Here is a 23,414-nt window from a genome sequence, read left to right as displayed (position 1 = left end):
ATGACAAAAGCAGTACATAAATTCGGTGGTTCCAGCCTGAGCTCAGCGGCGCGCTATCAGGCTGTTGCCAATATCATCATTGGGCAGTGCCAGAGCGGTGACTGTATCGTGGTATCGGCCGCCGGTAAAACAACCAATACTCTGGTCGCGCTGTGGCAGAGTTATCAACAGCAGGATGAGCGCGCTTTTAGCGATATTTTGCTGCAGGTTGAAAATCATCAGGTGCAACTGATCAGTGAGTTGTTCTCTGCTGCTCAGCAGGACCAGCTGGTATCAGAGTTGCGAAATGAGCTAAGCAGCATAGGCCGACAAGCCCAGTCGCGCCAGTTGCAAGAGGCACCATTGCTGGCATTCGGCGAGATCTGGTCGGCACGTTTACTCGCAGCCCTGTTGAATACACTCAATATTGCTGCGCAAGCTGTGGATGCGCGGTCTTTGTTTACTCAGCATCAGGGGCAGCTGATGCATAGCCAGAATCGTCTGGCCTGCCATCAGGCACTCAAACAGGACAAGATTTATGTTGTGACCGGATTTATTGCAGCCGACAGTGCAGGTAATACGGTCACGCTTGGGCGCAATGGCAGCGATTACAGTGCGACACTGTTAGCCAGCTATCTGGACGCTGTGTCAGTGTCTATCTGGACAGACACACCGGGGGTGTTCAGCACCGATCCACGTAAAGTGGGTAATGCCATCAAATATAGTAAGGTATGTCGTGCCCAGGCGAATTTGCTGGCACGTCTGGGTAACCCGGTCTTGCATGCAAAAACCCTGTCACCACTGAAAGAGACTGCCATAAAGCTACAGGTTCGCAGCAGCTTTGACCCCGATGTGCAGGGCACCGAAGTGGTCAAGCAAGGTTACAGCAAAGAAAAGCGCTTTGTGACCACCTTTGGCGACCTGGATTTATTGCGCGTTGATACTTTGGTTTCAGGTGAAGTAAGGGCGCTTAGCCAGCTTATTCAGCATGGCATTCATCACTTCAATCAAAACGGCGAAGATTACCTGCTGGTGCCCAGCGAGTTCACGCATCAGGTGGTATTGCGCCTGAGTGGTCGGGTAACCATAGTTGAGTCGCACTTACGCGGATTTGCGGTCGTGGCGCCGAGTCCGGATATTGCGCCATTAGTGCGTCAGGCACAGGCTGTGCTGGATGAACAGGCAGTCGTAGTACGCTTTACGCACAGTGCCACAGACTATGCTTTGTTCCTTACGGATCAGGCCATTGACAGCGATGTTTTAGCTATCTTGCACGATAAGCTGGTTAACAAAGGCCGTGAACTGGCAGTGATCATCGCCGGGTTGGGTAACGTGGGTGAAGTGTTCCTCAGTCAGTGTCAGCAGCAAATTGCACGTTTGCAGAGCCAGTTTGATCTAAAAGTGGTTGCGCTACTGCGTTCACAGAAAATGGTGTTCTGCCCCAGCGGTTTGACCTTGTCTCAATGGCAACAGCAGTGGCAAAGTGAAGCGCAGGATTACTCACATGAAGAGTTGCTGGATCGTATCAGTGAACTTGATTATGAGCACAAAGTGGTGATTGATATCACTGCCAGCGAGGCATTTAGCCAGCTTTACCCTGATTTTGCGGCGCACGACTGTCATTTGATCAGCGCTAACAAATATGCTGGTACCGCTCCACATGACTGGTATCAGGCATTGAGTACTCAACTCCAGGAGCGCAATTTGCTGTGGCGTTATAACACCAGTGTAGGCGCCGGGCTGCCGGTGAATTTTGCACTGGCCGATCTGCAAAACAGCGGTGACCGGGTAGTACGCATTGAAGGGGTGTTTTCGGGTACCTTATCCTGGCTGTGCAGCAGCTTTGACGGTTCGCGTCCTTTCTCAGAGCTGGTACTGGCCGCACAGGAAATGGGTTACACCGAACCCGATCCCAGAGAAGACTTATCCGGACGGGATATGCAGCGCAAACTGTTGATCCTGGCGCGTGAACTGGGTCTGCAGCTGGAATTGGATGACATTGCATTGGAGGCCCTGATGCCTGATGCGTTGGCACAAGGTAGCTGGGAAGCCTTTTTAGCACGCAAAGCGGAGTTAGATGCATTTTACCAGCAGCGCAATGATGCGGCACAGGCCAGTGGCAAGGTGCTGCGCTATACAGGGGCATTAGAAATCGATGCTTCGGGTGCGGTTCACGCTAAAGTGGGTATTGCTGAGGTTGCTCAGGGCAGCGCGATTGCGAACCTGACTCCGGGAGACAATATTTTCGTTATCACGACTCAGTGGTACGAACAAAACCCGTTGGTGATCCAGGGCCCTGGTGCGGGTAAAGAAGTGACCGCGGCGGGGATCCACTCAGACTTGTACTGGTTAACTCAGCAGCTGAGATAATCAGTACCGCTTATGACATAGTAAAAGGCCGGTCACTGACCGGCCTTTTTAGTCATGACTATCAGAACAACTCTTCGGTATTCGGAAGTTGTTCTTCAAATGGCGTACTTGACCCGGTATCCAGCACGTATTTGCTCGGCGCTGTGCCTCGTTCAAAATACTCAAAGCGGCTGGTGTGATCGTTGCGTTCACTCAGTAATCCGGTTTTCAAATCAATACGCACCGACACCAGGCCCGGAGGCGGATCGATTGGCGCCAGGGGTTCGTTTTCTAACGCTGCGCGCATAAATTGCACCCAGCCTGGAAGCGCAGAGGTAGCCCCGGCTTCGGCACCAACCACTTGTTGCTTGCCCAGGTTGGCATTGTACGCAGCGCGGCCCAGCGATTTACCCGGATCATCAAAACCAACCCATACGGTGGTCAATACGTTGCGGTTAAAACCCGTAAACCAGGTATCGACTGAGTTGTTCGTGGTCCCTGTTTTCCCTGCCAGATCCTTACGTTTAAGTGCCTGGGCACGCCAGCCGGTGCCACTCCAGCCAGTTTTGTGTTTCCAGCTGCCGCCCCCCCAGACGACGCTCTTCATTGCATCTGCGATTAAAAACGCATTTTGCTCGGAGATGATGCGGGGTGCACAGGTGTATTGATCGACTTCCCACTCATCCTCAGTGCAGACTTTCAGTGGTTGTGCGGCGCCCAACACATTACCGTAACTGTCGGTCAGCTTTTCGATAAAGTAGGTTTCGACCAGGTGGCCGCCATTGGCAAAGGCACTCATGCCCCGTGCCATTTCGAGCGGGGTCAGGGAAGCACTCCCCAGCGCCAATGATTCACTGCGTACGATGTCTTCATTATCAAAACCAAACTTAAGAATATGGTCTGCTGCTTCGTTGAGTCCCATCCCTCTCAGCAGGCGTACCGACACCACGTTTTTCGATTGCGCCAGGGCACGACGGATACGAATAGGGCCACTGTACACATCGGGACTGTTCTTGGGGCGCCAGGCAACGCCCATGCTTTTATCCCAATGATTGATGGGGGCGTCATTGATGATAGTCGATAGGGTGTAACCGGCTTCCAGTGCACCGGAGTAGATAAAGGGCTTAATGTTAGAGCCAACCTGGCGTTTGGCCTGAACGGCACGGTTGTACTGACTTTGCTGAAAACTGTAGCCACCCACTAAGGCTTTGATACGACCACTTTGTGGGTCGAGAGAAACCAATGCACTAGCCGGTTGTGGCAGCTGGCTCAGCAGCCAGTCCTGATTTGTTTCACGCACCCAGATTTGCATTCCTGGCGTCAGAATGTCGCTCGCTAGCTTGGGGGGTAAACCCTGACGACGCTCCGAGATATACGCGCGTGCCCACTTTAATCCAGACCAGGGTACAGTGATCTCAGTGCCATTCTTTAATAATACGGTCGCGCTTTGCTCGCCAACGGCTGTCACAACCCCAGCGCGCAATGGGTCAATTTCTTTGACCTTCTCGAGCTTTTCCAGGATCTGAGTGGGTGACCAGGGAGATTCCTCTGCCTGCCAGTATTGTGCCTCCGGGCCGCGGAAACCATGTCGCATATCATAGGCGTGCAGGTTGTCGATTAGTGCTTGTTGTGCCGCTGCCTGAATATCTGATTCGACCGTGGTGTAGACCTTAAAGCCTGAGTTATAGGCCTGATCTTCACCATAGGTCTTCACCATGTACGCGCGCACCATTTCTGATATGTAAGGCGCATAGAGCTCTATTTCTGCACCATGGCGCTTGGCGGTGATGGGCGCCTGAGTGGCTTCGTTATATTGAACCTGAGAGATATAGCCCTCGGTGAGCATTCTGCCCAGTACCACGTTACGGCGTAATTTTGCCCGTTGCGGATTACGGATCGGGTTAAGTGCTGAAGGGGCTTTGGGTAAACCTGCCAGCATGGCCATTTGTGGCAATGTGAGCTCATGAAGTTCTTTGCCGTAGTAAACCTGCGCCGCGGCGCCAATGCCAAAAGCACGGTGGCCCAGCTCTATTTTGTTCAGATAAAGCTCCAGAATTTCATCTTTATTCAGTAGCCGCTCGATATGCAGGGCGATGAAAATTTCTTTCACCTTGCGGATATAAGCTTTTTCCCGGGTCAGGAAGAAATTTCGTGCCAACTGCATGGTAATGGTACTGGCACCTTGTTTTTTCTCACCTGTACTGACCAAAACGATAAAGGAACGGACTATGCCTATCGGGTCGATGCCAAAATGGTCATAAAAGCGGTTATCTTCTGTTGCCAAAAAGGCTTTGAGCAAAGGTTCGGGAATATTGTCGATTTTAACCGGGATACGGCGTTTTTCGCCAAACTGGTTGATCAGCTTGCCGTCGCGGGTAAAGACCTGCATTGGGGTTTGCAGCTGTACATCTTTTAAAACCTTAACACTGGGGATGTCGGATTTAACATAGTAATAAAGGCCGAACAGGGTAAGCAGGCCCAGTGTCGTGCAAAGCAGTATAAGTTGTAGTAATCTTTTTAATAAATTCACGAATTTATCCCTAGCGAGACTCCCAATTACAATCGGACGCTGTTAGTATATCCTGATTAAAAAACGATTAATAATTTTTGCGTAAATTACTTTGTGCCTGATTAAGGCGCATGGGAGTGTGGCCGAAAGTTGGCAGGTAGTATAACGCTTTTCGCCAAACCGTACCTAAATGACTAAACTCTTAATTAAGACAGTACTGTATTCTGGATACTTGGGCTAATCGCATGCTGCGTCAATTCTTAAAAAAACAAGCACCCATGATGGTCGGGGTAGACATAGGGTCACACTGTGTAAAAGCCGTTTTGCTGGCTGAATCGAGTGCCGGATATCGGGTAGAAGCTGTGGCCATTGAACCTTTACCTAAAGGCGCGATGAAAGAGCGAGCGATTCAGGACATTGAAGCGGTCGGTAAAGTCATCAGTAAAATTCGCAAGCGTCTACCTAAAACCACCCATTTCGCTGCCGTTGCCGTATCGGGACAAACGGTCATCACCAAAATGATCTTTATGGATGTATCCTTAAGCGATGCTGAACTAGAATCGCAAATTGCCATTGAGGCTGACAGTCTGATCCCCTATCCACTTGATGAAGTGAGTCTGGACTTTGAAAAGTTAACGGTGAATGAAGCGGACCCGTCTAAAGTCAATGTGCTGCTGTCTGCGGCAAGAACTGAAAGTGTTCAGGCGCGGGTCAGCGCGTTAGAGGAAGCGGGTTTAAAAGCCAAAGTGGTGGATGTTGAAAGCTATGCACTGGCGCGTTCTGTGGACGTTTTATATGGCCAGTTACCTTCGGATGCCTATGATAAAGTCGTGGGTATCATAGACATTGGGGCTGTGGTGACTTTAGTCAGCGTTGTGCAGTCAGGCAAAACTTTGTACACCCGAGATCAGGTATTTGGGGGCGAGCAGTATACGAACAGCATTGTAGCCTATTATAACAAGAGTTTTGATCAGGCTGAGCTGGCAAAAACCACCGGAGATCTGCCGCCAAACTACACCTTTGAGGTATTGGCACCGTTTCAAACTTCGTTGCTTCAGCAAGTACGTCGTGCATTACAAATGTTTATGACGACCAGCGGTCAGGAGCAGGTTGACTATATTGTTCTGACAGGCGGTACTGCTCAGGTTGAAGGGCTTGATCGTCTGCTCGTCGATGAACTAGGCGTTCATGCGATTGTGGCGGATCCGTTTGCGAATATGGAAATTGCACCGAAAGTAGACAGAGGTGTACTGAGCAACCACAGAGCACAGTTTGCCATTGCTACCGGTCTGGCATTGAGGAGCTTTTCATCATGCCACATATAAATTTACTGCCCTGGCGGGAACAACAGCGGCAAGCTTCTCAACAAAAATTCCTGACCATTTTGGGCGTGATTGTTGCTGCCAGTCTGGCGTTGATGTACGGGATCGGGGCGTTTTACGATACGCTCAGAGAAGGACAGGAAATCAAAAATCGCTATCTTTCAAGTGAGATAAAAAAACTGGATAAGCGGATTGGCGAGATACAGGGACTCAACCAGCAAAAAGAAAACCTGCAACGTCGTATTCGCTTAATTGAAGAGCTGCAAAGCAATCGTAACTTGGGCACTCAGCTGATTGATGAAGTTGCGCGCGTAGTACCGGCCGGTGTTTATCTGACCAGTCTGGAGCGCCAGCAAAATATGATCAAAGTGATCGGGCGCAGTGAGTCGAATAACCGTTTGTCGCAAATGCTGCGGGCGGTTGAGTCATCCTATTTACTACGAGACCCTTTGCTTCAGGGCATTGTTGCCGGTGAGCGTGAAGAACGCTTACTGAGTAATTTTACAATGAACTTTTACGTTAAAACGTTCGCACAAATGGAAAAAGAGCGCGCAGAATTAGCGCAGACCAAGCAGGCGGGGGACTAGGCCATGAAATTTGACCTGAAGTCGCTGCAGGAGATCGACTGGAACGAGATTGAACTGGACAATATTGGCGAATGGCCAATGCCAGTCAAAGCCATTTGTTGTGTTGTGGTTGTGGTTGTGATGCTGGTGGTCGGCTACAGCATGTTAGTGTCTGCGTCCGTGGCAAATTTTGAGCACGCAGTGAAAGAAGAAGAAGATTTGCGCACCAGTTATCGGATTAAATATGGTCGCGCGAATAACCTGGAGCTGTATCGCCAGCAAATGAAGGATATGGAAGCGCAGTTTTCTCAGCTATTAAGAAAATTGCCGACTTCAAATGAAACTCCGGGACTGCTCGACGACTTGACCTATGTGGGGACATCGAGTGGGCTGACCTTTCTAAAAATTGGCTGGTTGCCCGAAGTGAAAAAAGAGTTTTACACTGAGCTACCTATTAACCTCGAGGTGGTCGGCACCTATCATGAGTTTGGTGAGTTTGTCAGCAAAGTGGCACAACTGCCAAGGATCGTGAGCCTACACGATTTTCGTATTGAAGGGGCTGGCAATAATCAACTGGTATTCAGTGTGGTGGCAAAAACTTATCGCTACGAACAGGAGGCTGATTAATGAGGCACCTGTTCATCGTGCTGCCGCTGGTATTGCTCGCAGCCTGCAATGATAATACCGCAGAACAAAAAGAGTTTATCGATCGGGTGCAGGCTAATGCGACACCGAGCATAGATCCTATGCCCGAAATGGCGCAGTTTGAGCACTTCCCCTACAGTGCGGGTAAATTACGTAGTCCTTTTGTGGCACCGCAACCTGAAGTCATTGAAAGTCGATTGGTGCAAGTAAAAAACTGTCTGCATCCAGACCCCAATCGGCCACGGGATCCGTTAGAAAAATACGCCTTGGATAACCTGATTATGAAAGGAACCATTACTCGGGGGGAAACAATTTGGGCGTTGATCCGTGCTGGCGAGCAGGGCTTGTTCAGAATAAAGAAAAACGAATATATGGGCTTGTATCACGGTAAAGTTGTCAGTGTACAGGCCGACCATCTCGAGCTGATGGAGCTGATCCCGGATGGGACAGGGTGTTGGAAAGAGCGCTTGAGCAAAGTCGAAATGGTGGAAGCCGAGGACGTCGGTGCCGGTGAATAATAAAAAGGTGAAAATATGATTGCGCGCGACGGGATCAAATACGTTGTGAAAACGCTGATGGGCGGCATTTTAATGGGGACTGCGCTGTTCTCCCATGCGATGCCAATGCTGTATGATGTTCGTTACAACCCGGTGCCAACCGGCGAAACAGAATTGCAGCTTGTCTTTGACGAAAAACTGGCCATTGAACCAAAAGTACAGGTACTGAACGAGCCCGCACGCATTGAGCTATTTTTTCCGGATGCTGAATTTGAAGAAAGCCTGGAATTACTCAAGGTAAACAAGGCTGGCATTGAACAGATCCAGAGCCGAATGGAAAATGGTGGCTTCGTACTCAGTGTGCAAATGAAAGCCCTCAAACTTTATCGTACCGAGGTAAAGAACAACCTGGTTTACGTTAAGGTTTCTGATCAGCCTATTCCGGTTACCAGCGATGATACACAGGCAGATACACTGCACAGTGCGATGAATCGGATCCAAAATATTGACTTCAGGCGCACAGAAAAAGGCGCGGCGCAGATCCTGGCATTCCTGGACTCCAGCCAGGCGGCAATAGATGTACAGGAACGGGGCGGGCAGATCTTTGCTGACTTTCATCACATCGATATTCCTGATGAGTTACTGTATGAACTTGACGTGGTGGATTTTGGCACTGTTGTAAGTACGGTAGAAACGTTCCGGGAAGAAGGCAAGAGTCGGCTGGTGATTAAGCCCAATGGGGCATTTAAATTCAATTATCAGCAACTGGATAACATTTTTACGCTGACAGTCGAAAAAGACGACCAGGAATTCTCTTACACAGACAAGAAAAACTATCAGGGTCAGCCGATCACGCTGAACTTTCAGGACATTCCAATTCGCTCAGTGCTACAGATCATTGCTGATACCAATAACTTTAACCTGGTCACGAGTGACTCAGTAACCGGGAACATTACGCTACGTCTGGACGGCGTTCCCTGGGATCAGGCATTAGATGTGGTGTTGCGGGTTAAAGGGCTGGACAAGCGGATGGAAGGCGCCATCTTAATGGTGGCACCGTCTGAGGAGTTGGCAGCCAGAGAAGCGAAAGAATTGCAGGCGAAGCGTCAGGTCGAGGAACTTGAACCTTTATATAGCGAGTATATTCAACTCAATTATGCCAAAGCTGAGGAGTTTGCTGATCTGCTAAAAACAGATGAAAACTCGATCATCAGCTTGCGCGGCAGTGTATCGGTTGATAAGCGAACCAATACCTTATTGATCAAGGATACATCACGCAGCATTGAGAATGTCAGACGCATGGTTGAGACGCTGGATGTGCCAGTTAAGCAGGTACGTATCGAGTCTCGTATGGTGACGGTATCTGATAATGTTCAGGAAGATTTAGGTATCCGCTGGGGGTTCAGTGACCAGCAAGGCACCGACGCGATTTCGGGCACTCTGGAAGCCACCAATAAGCTCTCCGGAGGCACTATCCCTGACTTGACCGAACGTTTGAACGTGAATCTGCCGGTGCAAAACCCCGCAGGCAGCTTAGGCATGCACATTGCCAAATTGTCAGATGGGACTTTGATAGACTTGGAACTGTCAGCGCTGGAGCAGGAAAACAAGGGTGAGATCATCGCAACACCGAGTATCACGACAGCAAACCAGAAGACGGCACGTATTGAGCAAGGTACCGAAATCCCGTATGTGGAATCAGCCTCAAGTGGTGCGTCAACCGTGCAGTTTAAAAAAGCGGTGTTGAGTTTAGAGGTGACACCACAAATTACACCGGATAATAAAATTATTTTGGATCTTGTCATAACGCAGGATACGCGAGGTGATACAGTGCAAACAGCCAATGGCCCCGCGGTGGCGATAAACACGCAACGGATCCAAACACAGGTATTGGTAGAAAATGGTCAGACAGTCGTATTGGGTGGTATTTACCAGCAGGAAATGACCAATGCGGTGAGCAAGGTACCGGTACTGGGTGATGTGCCTTATTTAGGTGTCTTGTTTAGGAACACACGAGAAATCAATGAAAAGAGAGAGTTATTGATTTTTGTGACGCCTAAGATCATGCATGACTCACTCTAGTCAGACTAAAATAATAATAATGGGCGTGAAAGTTGCCTTTTGACTTGAAATCACGCATTGAATGCTGAGATAATCCCCTCCTTAATTTTGGGGCCAGGTCGTTAGGCGGGGTTTTATTTCAAATTTTAGAGTTCGTTTGTACTAAAAAGATATGGCTGAGAAACGTAATATATTTCTGGTAGGCCCAATGGGGGCTGGTAAGAGCACGATTGGTCGTCACATTGCGGACCAATTACATCTGGAGTTCTTCGATTCAGATCAAGAAATCGAGCGCCGTACAGGGGCCGATATCTCCTGGGTGTTCGATATTGAAGGGGAAGAAGGGTTTCGTCGTCGCGAAGAGACCGTGATTTCTGATCTTACCGAAAAGCAAGGCATCGTATTGGCTACTGGCGGCGGCTCAGTCATCAGTAAAGAGGTACGTAACAAGCTATCTGCGCGTGGTATTGTAGTCTATCTTGAGACTCCAATTGAAAAGCAAGTAGCACGTACACAGCGCGATAAGCGTCGTCCTTTGCTACAAACAGAAGAAGATTCACGCGACGTATTAGTACGTCTGGCAAACGAACGTGAACCGCTTTATAAAGAAGTGGCGGATCACGTTGTACGCACAGATGAGCAAAGCGCCAAAGTAGTGGCGAATCAAATTATTGAGAAGTTAGATTTCTAAACATGTAGGCTAGATAGGAGGTGACAGCACATGCTTGAATTAAAAGTCGATTTAAACGAGCGTAGCTATCCTATCTATATTGGCCAAGATCTTCTCTCCGATAAGGGGCGGTTATTGCAGCATATTGGCAATGCGCGCCCCGTCATCATTAGCAACGAGACGGTTGCACCTCTGTATCTCGATACTCTGTTAATGCAGTTGAATGGCACAGAGCCTCTGCATTTCTGTATTCCTGATGGTGAGCAATACAAAACACTTGAGTGGTTTGAGCGCGTTAGTGCATTCTTGCTTGAGCATAATTGTGGGCGGGATACTTGCCTGATCGCCTTAGGTGGTGGTGTCGTGGGTGACTTGACCGGATTTGTTGCGGCGTGTTATCAACGCGGTGTGCCATTTATTCAGATCCCCACAACCTTGCTATCTCAGGTTGATTCGTCGGTTGGTGGCAAAACGGCAGTCAATCACCCTCTGGGCAAAAACATGATAGGCGCCTTCTATCAACCTAAAGCGGTGTTTATTGATACCAACACGCTACAAAGCCTGCCACCTAGAGAGTTTGCCGCTGGTATGGCAGAAGTGATCAAATATGGTCTGATCTACGACAAAGCCTTCCTGACTGTGCTTGAGCACAATAGCAGGGCATTGCAAAGCCTGGACACTGAGTTGCTGATGCAAGTGATCCACCGCTGTTGTGCCATTAAGGCTGAGATTGTGGCAAAAGACGAGAAGGAAGCAGGGCTACGTGCGCTGCTGAATTTGGGTCATACGTTTGGTCATGCCATTGAAGCGCAGATGGGCTATGGTGTTTGGCTACATGGTGAGGCTGTCGCTGCAGGCATGATGCTTGCTGCCCGATTGGCGCAGTTAAGAGGCGCGTTGACAGGCAATGAAGTGGCGCGTATTGCTGCGTTACTGGAAATGTATCAACTGCCGATTGCAGCGCCAGAGTCTATGACAACGGCACAGTTTATTTCCCATATGCGTAAAGATAAGAAAAACAAGCAAGGTAAGATCCGCTTTATCGTACCAACTGCACTGGGCGAATGTCAGTTGGTGGACGACGTATCTGATGACACCTTAGGCCAGCTAATAGGGCACTGATGCAGTCGCAAATCTTACCGAGTCGGGCTGCCCTGGTCGACCGGATTGCAATGCAGTTTGAGTATGGGCAGAATCTTATATGCCTGGTTGGTAACTCCGGATTGGGTAAAAGCTATCTGGCTGAGTCTTTCATCACAGATAAATACCCTGAATTCAATAAAGCCTTTGTAAAGCTCAGCGCGCATACCAAAGACACCGAACTGGTTCAGCAATTATTAGAGAACAGTTTTCGTGCTCCCCTGGTTGATCATAAGTTGTCATTGAGTGAGAATTTTTTTGTTCTGTACAATGAACAACCCTGTGGGCCGTGTTTGTGGGTGATTGATGGTGCACGTCACCTCAGTGATGAACTTATCCAGGAACTTCAGTTGCTGGCGAAAAAAGCACCTGATACTTTATATATTTTGACGACAGGACAAGCGCCAAAGATATTACCCGAGGCGCTGGATATTCACCTGGAACCCTTGTCATTAACGGAAAGTCGCCGTCTGATGGCGATGTTCTTTCAGGAACTTCCACCACAAGAAGATCCGATTTTCTCCACTTTTTTAAATGAGTCAGGTGGCAACCCCAGTATTTTGTTGGAATGGCAGCAAAATCAGCATCAACTGACGCTCAAGTCTGAGCGAACAATAAGCCGTCGACAACTACGTGGATTTTTTGGGGCATTTATTGCGATTGGCATATTATTGCTGGTCGCGGTGGTATATCAAAAAGATTGGGCGGACCTATTGCGCATGCAACAGGATGTTGAAAAAACAGCCGTCACCGAACTACCACAGCCGACGGTGCTGACAACTCAAGAGGTGTTGTCTGAGGCTGAGCTGCCTAAACCTCAGGTGCAAGCTGAAGAAAGCGAGGATACTCAGAGTATGGGGCAGCATGATGTGAAGTCCATACTGAATGCTTTAACTCTGAGTGATACGGAGCAGGATACAAGTCAGAGTGTGGTCCCTGCACAAGAGCAGGGAGGTGATGTAACACCCGTACCAGACTTGCAAAGTGCCGCTGATGTCCCAGCTGTTGCGCAGGTGCTTTCAGAGCAGGCGCCTCCCAATGACATCGTACAGCCAGTGATAGATAACCAAACACAGCAACCAGAACCCGCAGTTGAACCAGTACAGGTTGCAAATGATACGCAGCCACAGGCTATCTCTGACAATGACTGGTTTATGGCTCAGGACAGCAATGCCTGGACAATTCAGTTACTTGCTGTCACCGACCGTACCGTAGCACGTCGGTACATCGAACAGCATAAATTGTCACAGATCCGTACTGCACAGGTAGTGCGTGCCGGGAAAGACTGGTGGTTTGTGACTATAGCACCCTTTGCGACTTTAGATGAGGCGAAACAGGCGCGTGCTAACTTACCGGAAGCGGTATTGGCAGGTCAGCCGTTTTTTAAACGTATCGTGCAAATTAAGCAACAAATCCAACAGTCACAAACACAAAAATAGTGTAGAATCGCGCTACTTTGGGGTAACTAGTCAGATCATGCAAAAAAAGACCAGAGCTTTTCTAAAATGGGCAGGTGGAAAATACGCCTTGGTGGAAGACATTACCAAGCGTTTGCAAGCCGCAAATGAAGAGGCCGAAACTCTGGTGGAGCCCTTTGTTGGGGCCGGATCTGTCTTTCTCAACAGTCACTTTAAGCACTACATACTCAATGACATCAATGCGGATCTGATTAATCTGTACAAAGAGCTGCAACGCACGCCGGATGAGTTCATCAGTGATGCCAAAAAGCTATTTGTGGATCTGAACAACCATTCCGACGCTTACTATGCGTATCGTCAGCAGTTTAATGAAAGTGTCGACGTATATGAACGGGCTATTCTGTTTTTATACATGAACCGCCATGGATACAATGGTTTGTGCCGCTATAATCTGAAGGGCATTTTCAATGTGCCGTTTGGCAAATACAAGCGTCCCTATTTCCCTGAAAACGAACTGTACTTCTTTTCAGAAAAAGCACAGCAGGCCACATTTACCTGCCTGAGCTATGAGCAGGTCTTTAAACGTATTCCAGACAAAGCTGTGGTGTATTGTGATCCACCTTATGTGCCATTGAGCAAAACCGCTTCATTTACAGCCTATGCTAAAGGCGGATTCAATCTGGATGACCAGGCACAACTTGCTAATCTGGCGGAGACGGCCGCGTTTGAGCAGCGTACTCCTGTACTTATTTCCAACCATGACACTGTGCTGACTCGCAAAATATATAGCCAAGCTAAACTGGATGTGATCCAGGTAAAGCGGACTATTAGCCCAAAAGGTACAGGCCGGAACCGGGTTGATGAGCTAATGGCCTTGTATCACGACTAACCCGTCAGCATTTGCTGGTTTATGGCCTTGTATCACGACTAACCTGTCAGCGTTTGCTGGTTTATGGCCGCGAGAGCACCACTGAATTAACAAACCAAGCCAACATCAGCACCAGTAAGATAACAAAGCAAACGGCGAGCAAGGCAAAGGGCCAAAAGTGTTTCTGGCTGAAGTCGACGCGATATTTGGCTTGGCTTTGCACACCAAACATCGCAGCAAGTACACTCTGAATGAGTATGAAGAGTCGTTCTGTCACGGCGTCCTGGCTCCTGTCTGAACTAAGATACCGATCAGTATAGTGTACAAATACAAACTCGCCTTAGCTAAGTGTACTTGTAATCAATTAAAATTGTGAAAACTGACTTGAAGTCTGCTCGTCATCTGATCCAAGTAACAGTTCAAGCAAGTCTAGGTAATGGAATTGCCCATTACTGCTGCCGCCTGTAAGCCAGGCGTACCAGCTGGTATGTGATTCCAGCTTACATGCATTAGCTTGCGCATGCTGACTCACCTGAGTTGTAGAACATTGACACATATCGTGCTTTGCGATTAAGGCATCATCACCGCTGAACGAAAACACGCCAGCAGACAAGATTACAGCAGCCGTAAGCAAAAGCGTCCGTGTTTTTAGCTGACCTAACATAACCATATCCCCAGTGAATAGTTATCTTTAAATAGTACACTATGGGTGATTATTAAACAATCGCTTTGTCTTGCAAAAGTTGCAATTACTCGCAAATGAGATTGCTACGAGCGCCCAACAATCAGGTGTTTTTAGCGCTCAGATGGGTTACAGTAGCCGCTGACATTTTGTTTCAGGGGGTAGTATGTCGCAGAACAATAATAAATCCGAGTTCTTAATTGCACCGTCCATTTTGTCTGCCGACTTCGCAAAGTTGGGTGAAGACGTTGCCAAAGTATTGGCTGCCGGTGCAGATGTTGTGCATTTTGACGTCATGGACAATCATTATGTCCCCAATTTGACGTTTGGCCCAATGATCTGTGAAGCCTTACGCAATTATGGGATCACCGCCCCAATAGATGTACATTTGATGATCAAACCCGTAGATAGCCTCATCCCCGAATTTGCGAAAGCGGGGGCTGACATTATTACTTTTCACCCAGAAGCCAGTGAGCATATTGACCGCAGTCTGGGTTTGATTAAAGAGCAGGGCTGCGAAGCGGGCTTGGTGCTTAACCCTGCAACACCACTGCATTATCTGGACTATGTCATGGATAAAGTGGATCAGATCCTCCTGATGTCTGTGAATCCGGGTTTTGGTGGCCAGAGTTTTATCCCTCAAACACTCGATAAACTGCGCCAGGTACGTGAGCGTATTGATGCCAGTGGTCGGAAAATCCGCCTTGAAGTCGACGGCGGCATTAAAGTCGATAATATCGCTGAGGTTGCGGCAGCAGGTGCTGATATGTTTGTCGCTGGTTCGGCTATTTTTAATCAACCAGACTATCGGACGGTCATTGATGCGATGCGTACAGAGCTCGCTAAGGTGGGCTAATGCGATATCAGGGTATTTTATTTGATCTCGACGGTACACTGGTCGACAGTGCGCATGATTTGTATATGGCACTGAATCTGACGTTAACGGAAGTGGCATTTCCTGTGGTCAGTCGCACTCAGGTGCTTGAGTGGGTGGGCAACGGGATCGATATATTGGTGCAACGTGGTCTCAGTGGTAGTAATGAGGTAAACGCAGAGTTACCGCCGCGCCTGGTGGCGGAAGCACAAGAACGCTTTGCCGGACATTATCGGGCGCTGGTTGGTCAGTACTCTTTGCTCTACGCCAATGTCGAAACCGTGCTGGCAGCATTCAATCATGTCCCCAAAGCGGTCGTAACCAATAAAAGCCGGGAATTTACACTACAGCTACTCAATAACCTGAATTTGAGTACGCACTTTGATGTGGTGGTGTGTGGCGACGATGGCCCTAAAAAGCCAGCGGCTGAGCCACTGCTGTCTGCCTGCGAGCAACTTAATATTGCACCGCAAGACGCCATCATGGTGGGCGATTCAAAAAGTGACATTCTGGCCGCTCAGGCTGCAAAAATGCCTGTGATTGCACTTAAATATGGGTACAATCAAGGACTGGACCTGGCGACATTTAATCCAGAGTACCTCTGTGAGGGCTTCTTGGATATAATCCCCATTTTAAATCAACCTTAAACAAATATAGGACTAAAGGAACACAATGACTAAACCAGTAGTATTAAGTGGCATTCAGCCAACCGGTGGTATGACAATAGGCAATTATGTAGGTGCCATTAACCAGTGGCTTAAGCTACAGGAAGATCATGATTGTTTCTTTATGCTGGTTGATTTGCATGCCATCACCATACGTCAGGAGCCAAGTGTCCTGCGTGATCGCGTTTTAGATGGTATCGCGCTGTATGCGGCCTGTGGTATCGACCCTGAAAAATCGGCGCTGTTTGTACAGTCGCAGGTGCCAGAGCATGCCCAGTTAAGCTGGGTGCTGAACTGTTATGCGCAAATGGGTGAGCTGAATCGAATGACTCAGTTCAAGGACAAGTCAGCCAAGAACACCAATAATGTCAACGTTGGCTTGTTTGCTTATCCGGTACTTCAGGCTGCGGACATTCTGCTTTATCAGGCCGATCAGGTCCCTGTGGGAGAAGACCAGAAACAGCACCTTGAACTCACCCGTGATATCGCAACGCGCTTTAACAACTTATATGGTGATGTATTCAAAGTTCCGGAACCGTACATTCCTGAGCTGGGTGCACGGGTAATGAGCTTACAGGATCCGTTAAAGAAAATGTCTAAATCGGACGACAACCCCAATGCATACATTATGCTTCTGGATGAACCGAAAAAGATTGAGAAAAAGCTTAAAAAAGCAGTGACGGATTCAGATGAGCAGGCGCGCATTTACTTTGACCGTGAAGAAAAGCCTGGCGTTTCTAACCTGCTGACTCTGTTGTCAGTGGCGACCAAACGCGATGTGGCTGATCTGGTGCCTGAGTACGACGACAAAATGTATGGTCATCTGAAAAAAGACACTGCTGATGCGGTTGTGGCCATGCTGGAGCCGATGCAGGCAAGATTCAGAGAGATCCGTGAAGATCAGGCGCTGCTGGATCAGATCATGCGCAACGGCGCAGAAAAGGCCGGAGCCCGTGCTGAGAAAACGCTGAAAGCGGCATACGACGCCGTTGGGTTTATTCCGCGCCCGTAGCCATCAGGCTATAATAACAAAAAGCCAGCATATGCTGGCTTTTTGCTGTCTTAGGGGTTACATACTGCGACCACACCAGACGATTCTGCCTGCGATACCATGCTGCTGAGCATTGTCGGCCTGGATCTGCCAGGCTGGGTAATCCGGGTTATCGCTCACCACACTAATATGATCCCGGTGTTGTACTAAACGTTTAGCCATCAGGCCATCTTCGGTTTGCAATACGAATACGCCGCGTTTATTGGCATCACGCTGGCTCAAATCAACCAGAACCATGTCGCCGTGTTGCAGAGTCGGTAGCATACTGTCACCACGAATAGTCACAAACGCCAGCTGTTCACTGTGTACGCCCAGCTGAGTACTTAGCCAGCGCTTATTCAGGGCAAACTGCTCGGTGATATCTTCACTGCCATTGATACTACCAAAGCCGGCACTGGCTTCCACATCCAGCTTAGGTACCATCAGCATGTCCTGTCCACCAGAGTGCGTGGCATGGTCGATGGGTTGTTCACCTGTAAGCAACCAGTTCAGATCCAGGCCAAATAGACTGTACAAATGCTCCAGATAAGCAACAGATGGTCGGCTGAGACCACGACAAATACGATAAATATGCGACGGTGATTTGCCGGTAAGTAGCGCAAACTGACGCTTATTTCCGGCACTAAACTGGTCGATTAAGGTAACAAATCGACGCGAAAATGCTGTGCTCATGACACCCCATGCAGGTTACAACAAAGAAAGGCGCTCAGAGTACTTGTCTCTTGAGTTACTGTACAGTATTACGATGTTAATTGGCTGAAAAATATCCAAATTATATCTCTAAGCTTGAATTTGCAATGCGCGTTGATTTTTGGTGTTTTTTTTGTTAATTTTTGTTTCCGTTTATGGAAACATAGATGAAAAGTTGAGTCTAATATTTAAGGATGAAAAAATGCAAAAAATGATTTTTGCCTTGCTGGGTCTGTTTATCAGCATGAATACATTTGCTACCCCTCATAAAGAAATATACTTCAAAACCCGGGAAGGGGAAGAGATCCAAGTATTTCTGACCGTGGCCAACGGCAAGATGCAGAATATTACTTTTTCTTCATTGTGTACGATCAACAACGGCTATTGTATGACGCAGGCGCATACCCGAACCATACTTGAGGACTTTATCCGTGCAGGGATAAATCGTGGTCTCTATTCTTACCGCTATGTACCATATGACCCCTGCATGGATCCGAGGAATAACTGTACGCCACATGGTAATGTGCCAGAAGAGCAGCAAAGCTATGAAATGTACGGGTTTGAAATGCAGCAGTTCCAGCATGTGCAACGAACAAGCCGACGTCCGGTTCCTTCTGCGCCACCGGCACAGGAACAGGGGCTGGTTCAGGCCTTCCTGAATAGTGCTGCGGTCCGAGCAGGTGTCCAGGCGGTAGATGAGTCGATCAAACAGATTGCAAACTTAGTGTCTGGCGAAAGTGGTCAATTGAATAAAACTGGTATTACCATGCACTTCAGTGTACGCAAAGACGGCAAGAAAGTGCCTACTAACATTTGTATCATGACGAAAGATGGATGCCAGGGCACTGATGAAGTTAAGTTTAAACAGGATAATAATAAGACAACTGCAACTTATCCGGCTCCCGGAAGTACGTCTCAATCTTTTAAGCGTTACACTGACATTGAATTTGCTTTAAGAAACTGGTTTCAAGGTGCGGAATATGAGTGTAAATTTGGCTTTACTGGCGTGCCGGGTGAGCTGAGCCGCCAAGCCGTTTGTTACTACAGGCCGTGATGGACTTTGCCACACAAATCTAGAATCGTAGGGGCTTGTGGCCCCTTTTTCTTTTAAACTGCCTTGAGTTATTTGCTCCAGTTCAGGTAACGTCTGATCATCAGCCTATGATGAGCTGACTATCTTCTCTCTGCAGGGGGATATTAGCGTTTTATGTATTGCCGGGGGGTTGTACCAAAGTACTTCTTAAACGCGCTGTTAAACGCCGAGCTGGATTCGAAACCCAGTTGCTGGGCAATGGCCTGCTGGGTTTCTCCGGCGGTGAGCATTTCCACCGCACGCAGTGCTCTGAGTTTTTGCTTCCACTGACTAAAGCTCATGGCAAAGCTTTTATGAAACAGCCGGTTCAGTGTTCTGGCCGAGGCACCAACTTGTTCACCCCACTGCTCCAAAGTCCGTGTACAGCCCGGGTTAGAATACAGTTCACTGACAATCGGCAGCAGTCGCTGGTCATCCGCCTTGGGAATAAAAAACGCGCTGGTGGGCGCCAGCTCCAGTCGATCGATAAATACCTGGATAAAGCGCTCGGTTTTATCATCGAGCAGATAGTCTTCGGGCCAGGTGCAGATGGTCAGGATCATTTCTTTGAGCAGGGTATCAACCACCAGGGTCTTCGCCTGGTCGCCTAGTATCTCAGCATACTTTTCATCGATATAGACACTGCGAAAGTGTCCGCCATAGCGGCAGAAGGTTTCATGCTCCACATTGGGTGGGATCCACAACGCCTGTTGCGGTGGAATGACGAAAGTGCCCTGCGGCGTGAAAATGGTCATGACCGAATCACTGATGTACGTGATCTGTCCCCAGTGATGGCTGTGTGAGCGCACATGCTCATTGGCGGGCATAGTGGTAGGCCGGGGGAAGACGGGTCTGTCCAGTGTCTTTCGTTTAAACCGGCTGGACACACTGCGCCAGGAAGCATCTGTCCGATTTGATAAACTTTGTGTCATGATTTTCCATATTAGCCAGCGTGCCTAGCTCATATACTAACCGGGCTAATAACGGCAATCAATGTGCTTAAGGACTGTGAATGAAAAACCCAACCCGACTCTTTGTGCCCTCGCCGATGAGTTTTATGGTACTGGCGACCATTGTCATGGCAATGACCTTTTCTGCCTGGAATGCCTTACTTAATAACTTTGCTATTGAACAGGCTGCGTTTACTGGCGCGCATATTGGCATGTTGCAGTCATTGCGCGAGGTGCCTGGCTTTTTGGCTTTTACGGCCGTATTTGTATTGCTGGTGCTGAAGGAGCAAACCTTTGCGCTGGTAAGTTTATGTTTATTATCAATCGGGGTCGCGCTGACGGGCTTTTTCCCCAGCGTGTATGGCCTGTATGCCACAACAGTGCTGATGTCCATTGGCTTTCACTATTTTGAAACGCTTAATCAGTCGCTGAGTTTACAATGGTTTAGCAAAGAAGAGGCACCAGAGCAGTTAGGTCGGCTGCTGTCTATTAAATCTATGGCCTCTTTGGTCACCTTTGGTCTGATCTGGGTTGCATTCACCTGGCTGGCCACCGATTATGTCTGGGTTTACTTACTCTTTGGCGGTGCTGGACTGGTACTGACACTATTTATGGCGGCAACGCATCCGCAATTTGTTCAGCAAGCAACGCAGCACAAGAAATTAATTCTGCGTAAGCAATATTCCCTGTATTACATTCTGACTTTTTTCTCGGGTGCTCGTCGTCAGATCTTTATGGTATTTGCCGGCTTTTTAATGGTTGAAAAGTTTGGCTTTGATGTGGCTGAGATCACTGCGCTGTATATGCTCAATCACGTTGTGAATATTTTTGTTGCCCCGAAAATCGGCAAGATGATCAATCGTATTGGTGAGCAAAAGGCGCTGACCCTGGAATATTCAGGGTTAGTACTGGTGTTTGTGGGGTATGCGCTGGTGGAGTCGGCCCAGCTGGCGGCAGCGCTGTATGTGGTAGATCATATCTTCTTTGCTATGGCCATTGCACTGAAAACTTACTTCCAGAAAATAGCCCAGCCCGAGGACATTGCGGCCACTGCGGGTGTCAGTTTTACCATCAACCATATAGCCGCTGTGGTGATCCCGGCCAGTTTTGGTGTAGTGTGGTTGTATGATCAGTCCCTGGTGTTTTACTTTGGCGCGGCATTGGCAGGGTGCTCTTTGCTACTCAGCCAGTTTATTACACCGCACTTGAAACGCGTGGCTGCCTGATAAAAAGCCGCCTATTGCGGGCGGCTATATGGATAAGAATCTCGTGTTAAAGGGCTTTAAAGCGGATCGCGGTACCGCCACTGGTAGCCAGCTTCAGCGTTAACGTATCCTGTGCTGTGACAATCTGTTTTTGAATACTCAGATCATAGGGATTGTGTTTCCACTCAGCCTCAGGGCCATCCTGATAGATCTGGGCTTCGAAGCGTTGGCTCGGCTCAAGGAAGTCGAGCTTGACGTCAATGCTTCTGGCGTGCTCGTCGGTAATGGCCCCTAAATACCAATCTTTACCCGAGTACTTGCCGCGTTTGCGCGCTTTCCGTGCAAACACCACGTAGTCGCCAACCTCACCTGTCAGCGCGATACTCTGCTCCCAGTCTGCTGGCACGTCCTTGATAAACTGGAAGGCATCCGCTCTGGCCAGATAGTTCTCTGGCAAGTCGGCGGCCATCTGTACCGGACTGTACAGCACTACATACAGTGCCAGTTGCTTTGCCAGGGTGGTTTGTGGTCGGTTGGTTTTATCACCCAGACCATTAAAGCTCATATCAAAAATGCCCGGAGTAAAGTCCATCGGACCAGACAACATGCGCGTATAGGCCAGCATAGTGGTATGTTCCGGCGGGTTAGGCGGGGTGCCCCAGGCGTTAAACTCCTGGCCACGTGCACCTTCACGGGTCAGCCAGTTTGGATAGGTACGACGCAGCCCGGTGTCCTTGATTGGCTCATGGGTATTGATGCTGATCTTATGTTTGGCAGCCAGTTTCACATTGTCCAGATACTCATTAACCATAAACTGACCGTCATGCCATTCAAAACGGGCATGGCCACGTTCATCAATACGTTTGATGTTGCCACCATCAGCCACGTAGCCGGTTTTCACCTGGCGGACACCTGCTTTTTCGTACAGAGCAAAGGCATCTGCCATTTGGTCACGATAGTTACTGACGTTACCTGAGGTTTCATGGTGACCTATCAGGCGAGCACCCACTTGTTCGCCATGTTTGGCAATGGCATCCAGGTCGAAATCCGGGTAAGCCTCGGTAAAGCTAAAGACATCACCATTGAAGAACCAGTCGCCATCCCAGCCGGTATTCCAGCCTTCCACCAGTACGCCATCAAAGCCATGCTCGGCGGCAAAGCTCAGATATTCTTTGGTACGCTCTGTGGTCGCGCCATGCTTCTCACCACTGCCCCAGGTGTTTTTACCTATGTGCATGCCCCACCAAATGCCGAGGTATTTACCCGGTTCCACCCAGGATACATCACCTAACTTATTAGGCTCATTCAGGTTCAGGATCAGGCGGGAGTTGAGTAAGTCGGTGGCTTGTGCACCGACTTGTATGGTGCGCCAGGGAGTTGTGAAGTGGCCATTGGTTTTTACCGCAATGCCATCAGACCAGGGCGTCAGATCGCTGATAAAGGTACCAGGACGACGCTGATTCAGCGTCATAGCGGCATAATCAACCAAGGCGGCTTCATGAATGCTAATGTGAACGCCGTTTTTGTTCTTTAAGGTGAAAGGGGTGTGAACATGAGCCGCATCGTGTAGCGCTGTGGTTTTGTATGTATACTCATAGCGGTTCCAGCCGCGTGCCGGGATCCACCAGGCATTGGCCTGATCACTGTCTGCAACAGCAAACTCTGTCAGTTCGCGGGTTATATAGCGGGCAGAATCGGCTGCGACTTCATATCGAAAGCCCACACCGTCATCAAATACTCGTACCCTGAGCGTATACTGTGCTTGCTTTGACTGCTCGTCTGCCAAAGTCACAACCAGTTCGTTGTGATGGTCATGGATCTCTCGAGCCTCGCCCCAGGGTTGTTGCCAGTGCTCATCTGCACTGTTACGCAGAGTCTTGCTGATGATCAGGCCATCCCGCAGTGATGGCGCCCGGGCAAAATCAAACCCCAGCTTTGAAGGGGCGATCACCGCCTTGTTGTTGAACGTGATTTGGTAGCTGGGCTGGGTGTTATCATCGCTGATCTGAAAGGTCAGTTTACCGTTGGGTGAACTGACACTGTGTGACGCAGCCTCAGTAGCGCCGGAAAATAAACCGGCGACCAACGTAGCGGCAATGCTTGTTGCTGAGAAGACTAATCGCATAAACTATCTCGGTTGCAAATGTGAGTGAGCGTTTAGCATACTGTTATCTTCCAGGGGCGATGAACTTTCTGCATAC

At 48.8% G+C, this 23,414-nt stretch carries 21 protein-coding genes; 15 read left to right on the top strand and 6 right to left on the bottom strand.

Translation table 11 applies throughout. The annotated features are described in order from the left end of the window. Nucleotides 1-2,349, top strand: a complete 2,349-nt coding sequence (gene metL / locus CWB99_RS07400) for a bifunctional aspartate kinase/homoserine dehydrogenase II (RefSeq protein ID WP_138551785.1) — start codon at nucleotides 1-3, stop codon at nucleotides 2,347-2,349. 61 nt (nucleotides 2,350-2,410) lie between these two features. On the opposite strand, the gene CWB99_RS07395 is transcribed toward metL, so the two are convergent. Then, nucleotides 2,411-4,858, bottom strand: a complete 2,448-nt coding sequence (locus tag CWB99_RS07395; RefSeq protein WP_138551784.1) for a penicillin-binding protein 1A — start codon at nucleotides 4,856-4,858, stop codon at nucleotides 2,411-2,413. Between the two features lie 224 nt (nucleotides 4,859-5,082). Here CWB99_RS07395 and CWB99_RS07390 point away from each other — a divergent pair, with 224 nt between their 5' ends. The 9 genes from CWB99_RS07390 (at nucleotide 5,083) to CWB99_RS07350 (ending at nucleotide 14,045) form a co-directional block, all read left to right on the top strand. Next, complete coding sequence (locus CWB99_RS07390) at nucleotides 5,083-6,162, top strand: pilus assembly protein PilM (protein WP_138545873.1); 1,080 nt, start codon at nucleotides 5,083-5,085, stop codon at nucleotides 6,160-6,162. Beyond that, nucleotides 6,150-6,746, top strand: a complete 597-nt coding sequence (locus tag CWB99_RS07385; RefSeq protein WP_138551783.1) for a PilN domain-containing protein — start codon at nucleotides 6,150-6,152, stop codon at nucleotides 6,744-6,746. Before CWB99_RS07390 ends, CWB99_RS07385 begins: the two co-directional genes overlap by 13 nt. Before the next feature lie 3 nt (nucleotides 6,747-6,749). After that, the gene (locus tag CWB99_RS07380; RefSeq protein WP_138551782.1) at nucleotides 6,750-7,352 is read left to right on the top strand and encodes a type 4a pilus biogenesis protein PilO; all 603 of its coding nucleotides are present in this window, start codon (nucleotides 6,750-6,752) and stop codon (nucleotides 7,350-7,352) included. Then, nucleotides 7,352-7,888 carry a pilus assembly protein PilP gene (locus CWB99_RS07375; protein ID WP_138551781.1) on the top strand — a complete coding sequence of 179 codons (537 nt, stop codon included), beginning with the start codon at nucleotides 7,352-7,354 and terminating at the stop codon, nucleotides 7,886-7,888. The genes CWB99_RS07380 and CWB99_RS07375 overlap by 1 nt, the downstream gene beginning before the upstream one ends. 57 nt (nucleotides 7,889-7,945) lie before the next feature. Continuing rightward, nucleotides 7,946-9,949 (top strand): type IV pilus secretin PilQ family protein, encoded by a 2,004-nt coding sequence (pilQ, locus tag CWB99_RS07370; protein ID WP_249331778.1) that lies wholly within the window; start codon nucleotides 7,946-7,948, stop codon nucleotides 9,947-9,949. Nucleotides 9,950-10,100: 151 nt separating this feature from the next. Further along, nucleotides 10,101-10,619: a shikimate kinase AroK gene (aroK, locus tag CWB99_RS07365; RefSeq protein ID WP_046004932.1), complete on the top strand. Its 519-nt coding sequence runs from the start codon at nucleotides 10,101-10,103 to the stop codon at nucleotides 10,617-10,619. Between the two features lie 30 nt (nucleotides 10,620-10,649). After that, complete coding sequence (aroB, locus tag CWB99_RS07360; RefSeq protein WP_138551779.1) at nucleotides 10,650-11,720, top strand: 3-dehydroquinate synthase; 1,071 nt, start codon at nucleotides 10,650-10,652, stop codon at nucleotides 11,718-11,720. Further along, the gene (locus CWB99_RS07355; protein WP_138551778.1) at nucleotides 11,720-13,177 is read left to right on the top strand and encodes an SPOR domain-containing protein; all 1,458 of its coding nucleotides are present in this window, start codon (nucleotides 11,720-11,722) and stop codon (nucleotides 13,175-13,177) included. Before aroB ends, CWB99_RS07355 begins: the two co-directional genes overlap by 1 nt. A gap of 37 nt (nucleotides 13,178-13,214) precedes the next feature. Next, on the top strand, nucleotides 13,215-14,045 hold the full coding sequence (locus CWB99_RS07350; protein ID WP_138551777.1) for a Dam family site-specific DNA-(adenine-N6)-methyltransferase: 831 nt from the start codon (nucleotides 13,215-13,217) through the stop codon (nucleotides 14,043-14,045). A gap of 61 nt (nucleotides 14,046-14,106) precedes the next feature. On the opposite strand, the gene CWB99_RS07345 is transcribed toward CWB99_RS07350, so the two are convergent. Both CWB99_RS07345 and CWB99_RS07340 read right to left on the bottom strand, forming a co-directional pair. Next, nucleotides 14,107-14,301 carry a DUF2970 domain-containing protein gene (locus CWB99_RS07345; RefSeq protein WP_138551776.1) on the bottom strand — a complete coding sequence of 65 codons (195 nt, stop codon included), beginning with the start codon at nucleotides 14,299-14,301 and terminating at the stop codon, nucleotides 14,107-14,109. 87 nt (nucleotides 14,302-14,388) lie between these two features. Next, nucleotides 14,389-14,688: a hypothetical protein gene (locus CWB99_RS07340; RefSeq protein WP_138551775.1), complete on the bottom strand. Its 300-nt coding sequence runs from the start codon at nucleotides 14,686-14,688 to the stop codon at nucleotides 14,389-14,391. 184 nt (nucleotides 14,689-14,872) lie between these two features. Here CWB99_RS07340 and rpe point away from each other — a divergent pair, with 184 nt between their 5' ends. From rpe to trpS, 3 genes are read left to right on the top strand one after another with little or no spacing between them, the layout of a single operon-like run. Further along, a complete protein-coding gene (rpe, locus tag CWB99_RS07335; protein ID WP_138551774.1) occupies nucleotides 14,873-15,562 on the top strand; it encodes a ribulose-phosphate 3-epimerase in 690 nt (229 codons plus the stop codon). Further along, nucleotides 15,562-16,227 carry an HAD-IA family hydrolase gene (locus CWB99_RS07330; RefSeq protein WP_138551773.1) on the top strand — a complete coding sequence of 222 codons (666 nt, stop codon included), beginning with the start codon at nucleotides 15,562-15,564 and terminating at the stop codon, nucleotides 16,225-16,227. Before rpe ends, CWB99_RS07330 begins: the two co-directional genes overlap by 1 nt. A 25-nt stretch (nucleotides 16,228-16,252) precedes the next feature. Beyond that, on the top strand, nucleotides 16,253-17,257 hold the full coding sequence (gene trpS / locus CWB99_RS07325; RefSeq protein ID WP_138551772.1) for a tryptophan--tRNA ligase: 1,005 nt from the start codon (nucleotides 16,253-16,255) through the stop codon (nucleotides 17,255-17,257). Nucleotides 17,258-17,314: 57 nt separating this feature from the next. On the opposite strand, the gene CWB99_RS07320 is transcribed toward trpS, so the two are convergent. Further along, nucleotides 17,315-17,968, bottom strand: a complete 654-nt coding sequence (locus CWB99_RS07320) for an XRE family transcriptional regulator (RefSeq protein WP_138551771.1) — start codon at nucleotides 17,966-17,968, stop codon at nucleotides 17,315-17,317. Nucleotides 17,969-18,188: 220 nt separating this feature from the next. Here CWB99_RS07320 and CWB99_RS07315 point away from each other — a divergent pair, with 220 nt between their 5' ends. Beyond that, nucleotides 18,189-19,040 (top strand): hypothetical protein, encoded by an 852-nt coding sequence (locus CWB99_RS07315; protein WP_138551770.1) that lies wholly within the window; start codon nucleotides 18,189-18,191, stop codon nucleotides 19,038-19,040. Nucleotides 19,041-19,183: 143 nt separating this feature from the next. On the opposite strand, the gene CWB99_RS07310 is transcribed toward CWB99_RS07315, so the two are convergent. Beyond that, nucleotides 19,184-19,990, bottom strand: a complete 807-nt coding sequence (locus CWB99_RS07310; RefSeq protein WP_138551769.1) for an AraC family transcriptional regulator — start codon at nucleotides 19,988-19,990, stop codon at nucleotides 19,184-19,186. An 80-nt stretch (nucleotides 19,991-20,070) separates the two neighbouring features. On the opposite strand from CWB99_RS07310, the gene CWB99_RS07305 reads away from it, so the two are divergent. Then, nucleotides 20,071-21,234 carry an MFS transporter gene (locus CWB99_RS07305; RefSeq protein ID WP_138551768.1) on the top strand — a complete coding sequence of 388 codons (1,164 nt, stop codon included), beginning with the start codon at nucleotides 20,071-20,073 and terminating at the stop codon, nucleotides 21,232-21,234. A gap of 46 nt (nucleotides 21,235-21,280) precedes the next feature. Here CWB99_RS07305 and CWB99_RS07300 read toward each other — a convergent pair whose 3' ends face one another. After that, a complete protein-coding gene (locus tag CWB99_RS07300; RefSeq protein WP_138551767.1) occupies nucleotides 21,281-23,338 on the bottom strand; it encodes a glycoside hydrolase family 97 protein in 2,058 nt (685 codons plus the stop codon). Nucleotides 23,339-23,414 lie beyond the last annotated feature (76 nt).

This window comes from Pseudoalteromonas rubra (assembly GCF_005887095.1).
Taxonomy (GTDB): domain Bacteria; phylum Pseudomonadota; class Gammaproteobacteria; order Enterobacterales; family Alteromonadaceae; genus Pseudoalteromonas; species Pseudoalteromonas rubra_E.
Note: the sequence above shows the minus strand (reverse complement) of the source record. Positions and strands in the feature narration are given on the sequence as shown.

Excerpts from the sequence above, each read along its gene's own strand:
- metL (WP_138551785.1), top strand. The coding sequence starts at position 1 with ATGACAAAAGCAGTACATAAATTCGGTGGTTCCAGCCTGAGCTCAGCG.
- CWB99_RS07390 (WP_138545873.1), top strand. The coding sequence starts at position 5,083 with ATGCTGCGTCAATTCTTAAAAAAACAAGCACCCATGATGGTCGGGGTA.
- CWB99_RS07385 (WP_138551783.1), top strand. The coding sequence starts at position 6,150 with ATGCCACATATAAATTTACTGCCCTGGCGGGAACAACAGCGGCAAGCT.
- CWB99_RS07380 (WP_138551782.1), top strand. The coding sequence starts at position 6,750 with ATGAAATTTGACCTGAAGTCGCTGCAGGAGATCGACTGGAACGAGATT.
- CWB99_RS07375 (WP_138551781.1), top strand. The coding sequence starts at position 7,352 with ATGAGGCACCTGTTCATCGTGCTGCCGCTGGTATTGCTCGCAGCCTGC.
- pilQ (WP_249331778.1), top strand. The coding sequence starts at position 7,946 with ATGGGCGGCATTTTAATGGGGACTGCGCTGTTCTCCCATGCGATGCCA.
- aroK (WP_046004932.1), top strand. The coding sequence starts at position 10,101 with ATGGCTGAGAAACGTAATATATTTCTGGTAGGCCCAATGGGGGCTGGT.
- aroB (WP_138551779.1), top strand. The coding sequence starts at position 10,650 with ATGCTTGAATTAAAAGTCGATTTAAACGAGCGTAGCTATCCTATCTAT.
- CWB99_RS07355 (WP_138551778.1), top strand. The coding sequence starts at position 11,720 with ATGCAGTCGCAAATCTTACCGAGTCGGGCTGCCCTGGTCGACCGGATT.
- CWB99_RS07350 (WP_138551777.1), top strand. The coding sequence starts at position 13,215 with ATGCAAAAAAAGACCAGAGCTTTTCTAAAATGGGCAGGTGGAAAATAC.
- CWB99_RS07340 (WP_138551775.1), bottom strand. The coding sequence starts at position 14,688 with ATGTTAGGTCAGCTAAAAACACGGACGCTTTTGCTTACGGCTGCTGTA.
- rpe (WP_138551774.1), top strand. The coding sequence starts at position 14,873 with ATGTCGCAGAACAATAATAAATCCGAGTTCTTAATTGCACCGTCCATT.
- CWB99_RS07330 (WP_138551773.1), top strand. The coding sequence starts at position 15,562 with ATGCGATATCAGGGTATTTTATTTGATCTCGACGGTACACTGGTCGAC.
- trpS (WP_138551772.1), top strand. The coding sequence starts at position 16,253 with ATGACTAAACCAGTAGTATTAAGTGGCATTCAGCCAACCGGTGGTATG.
- CWB99_RS07320 (WP_138551771.1), bottom strand. The coding sequence starts at position 17,968 with ATGAGCACAGCATTTTCGCGTCGATTTGTTACCTTAATCGACCAGTTT.
- CWB99_RS07315 (WP_138551770.1), top strand. The coding sequence starts at position 18,189 with ATGCAAAAAATGATTTTTGCCTTGCTGGGTCTGTTTATCAGCATGAAT.
- CWB99_RS07310 (WP_138551769.1), bottom strand. The coding sequence starts at position 19,990 with ATGACACAAAGTTTATCAAATCGGACAGATGCTTCCTGGCGCAGTGTG.
- CWB99_RS07305 (WP_138551768.1), top strand. The coding sequence starts at position 20,071 with ATGAAAAACCCAACCCGACTCTTTGTGCCCTCGCCGATGAGTTTTATG.
- CWB99_RS07300 (WP_138551767.1), bottom strand. The coding sequence starts at position 23,338 with ATGCGATTAGTCTTCTCAGCAACAAGCATTGCCGCTACGTTGGTCGCC.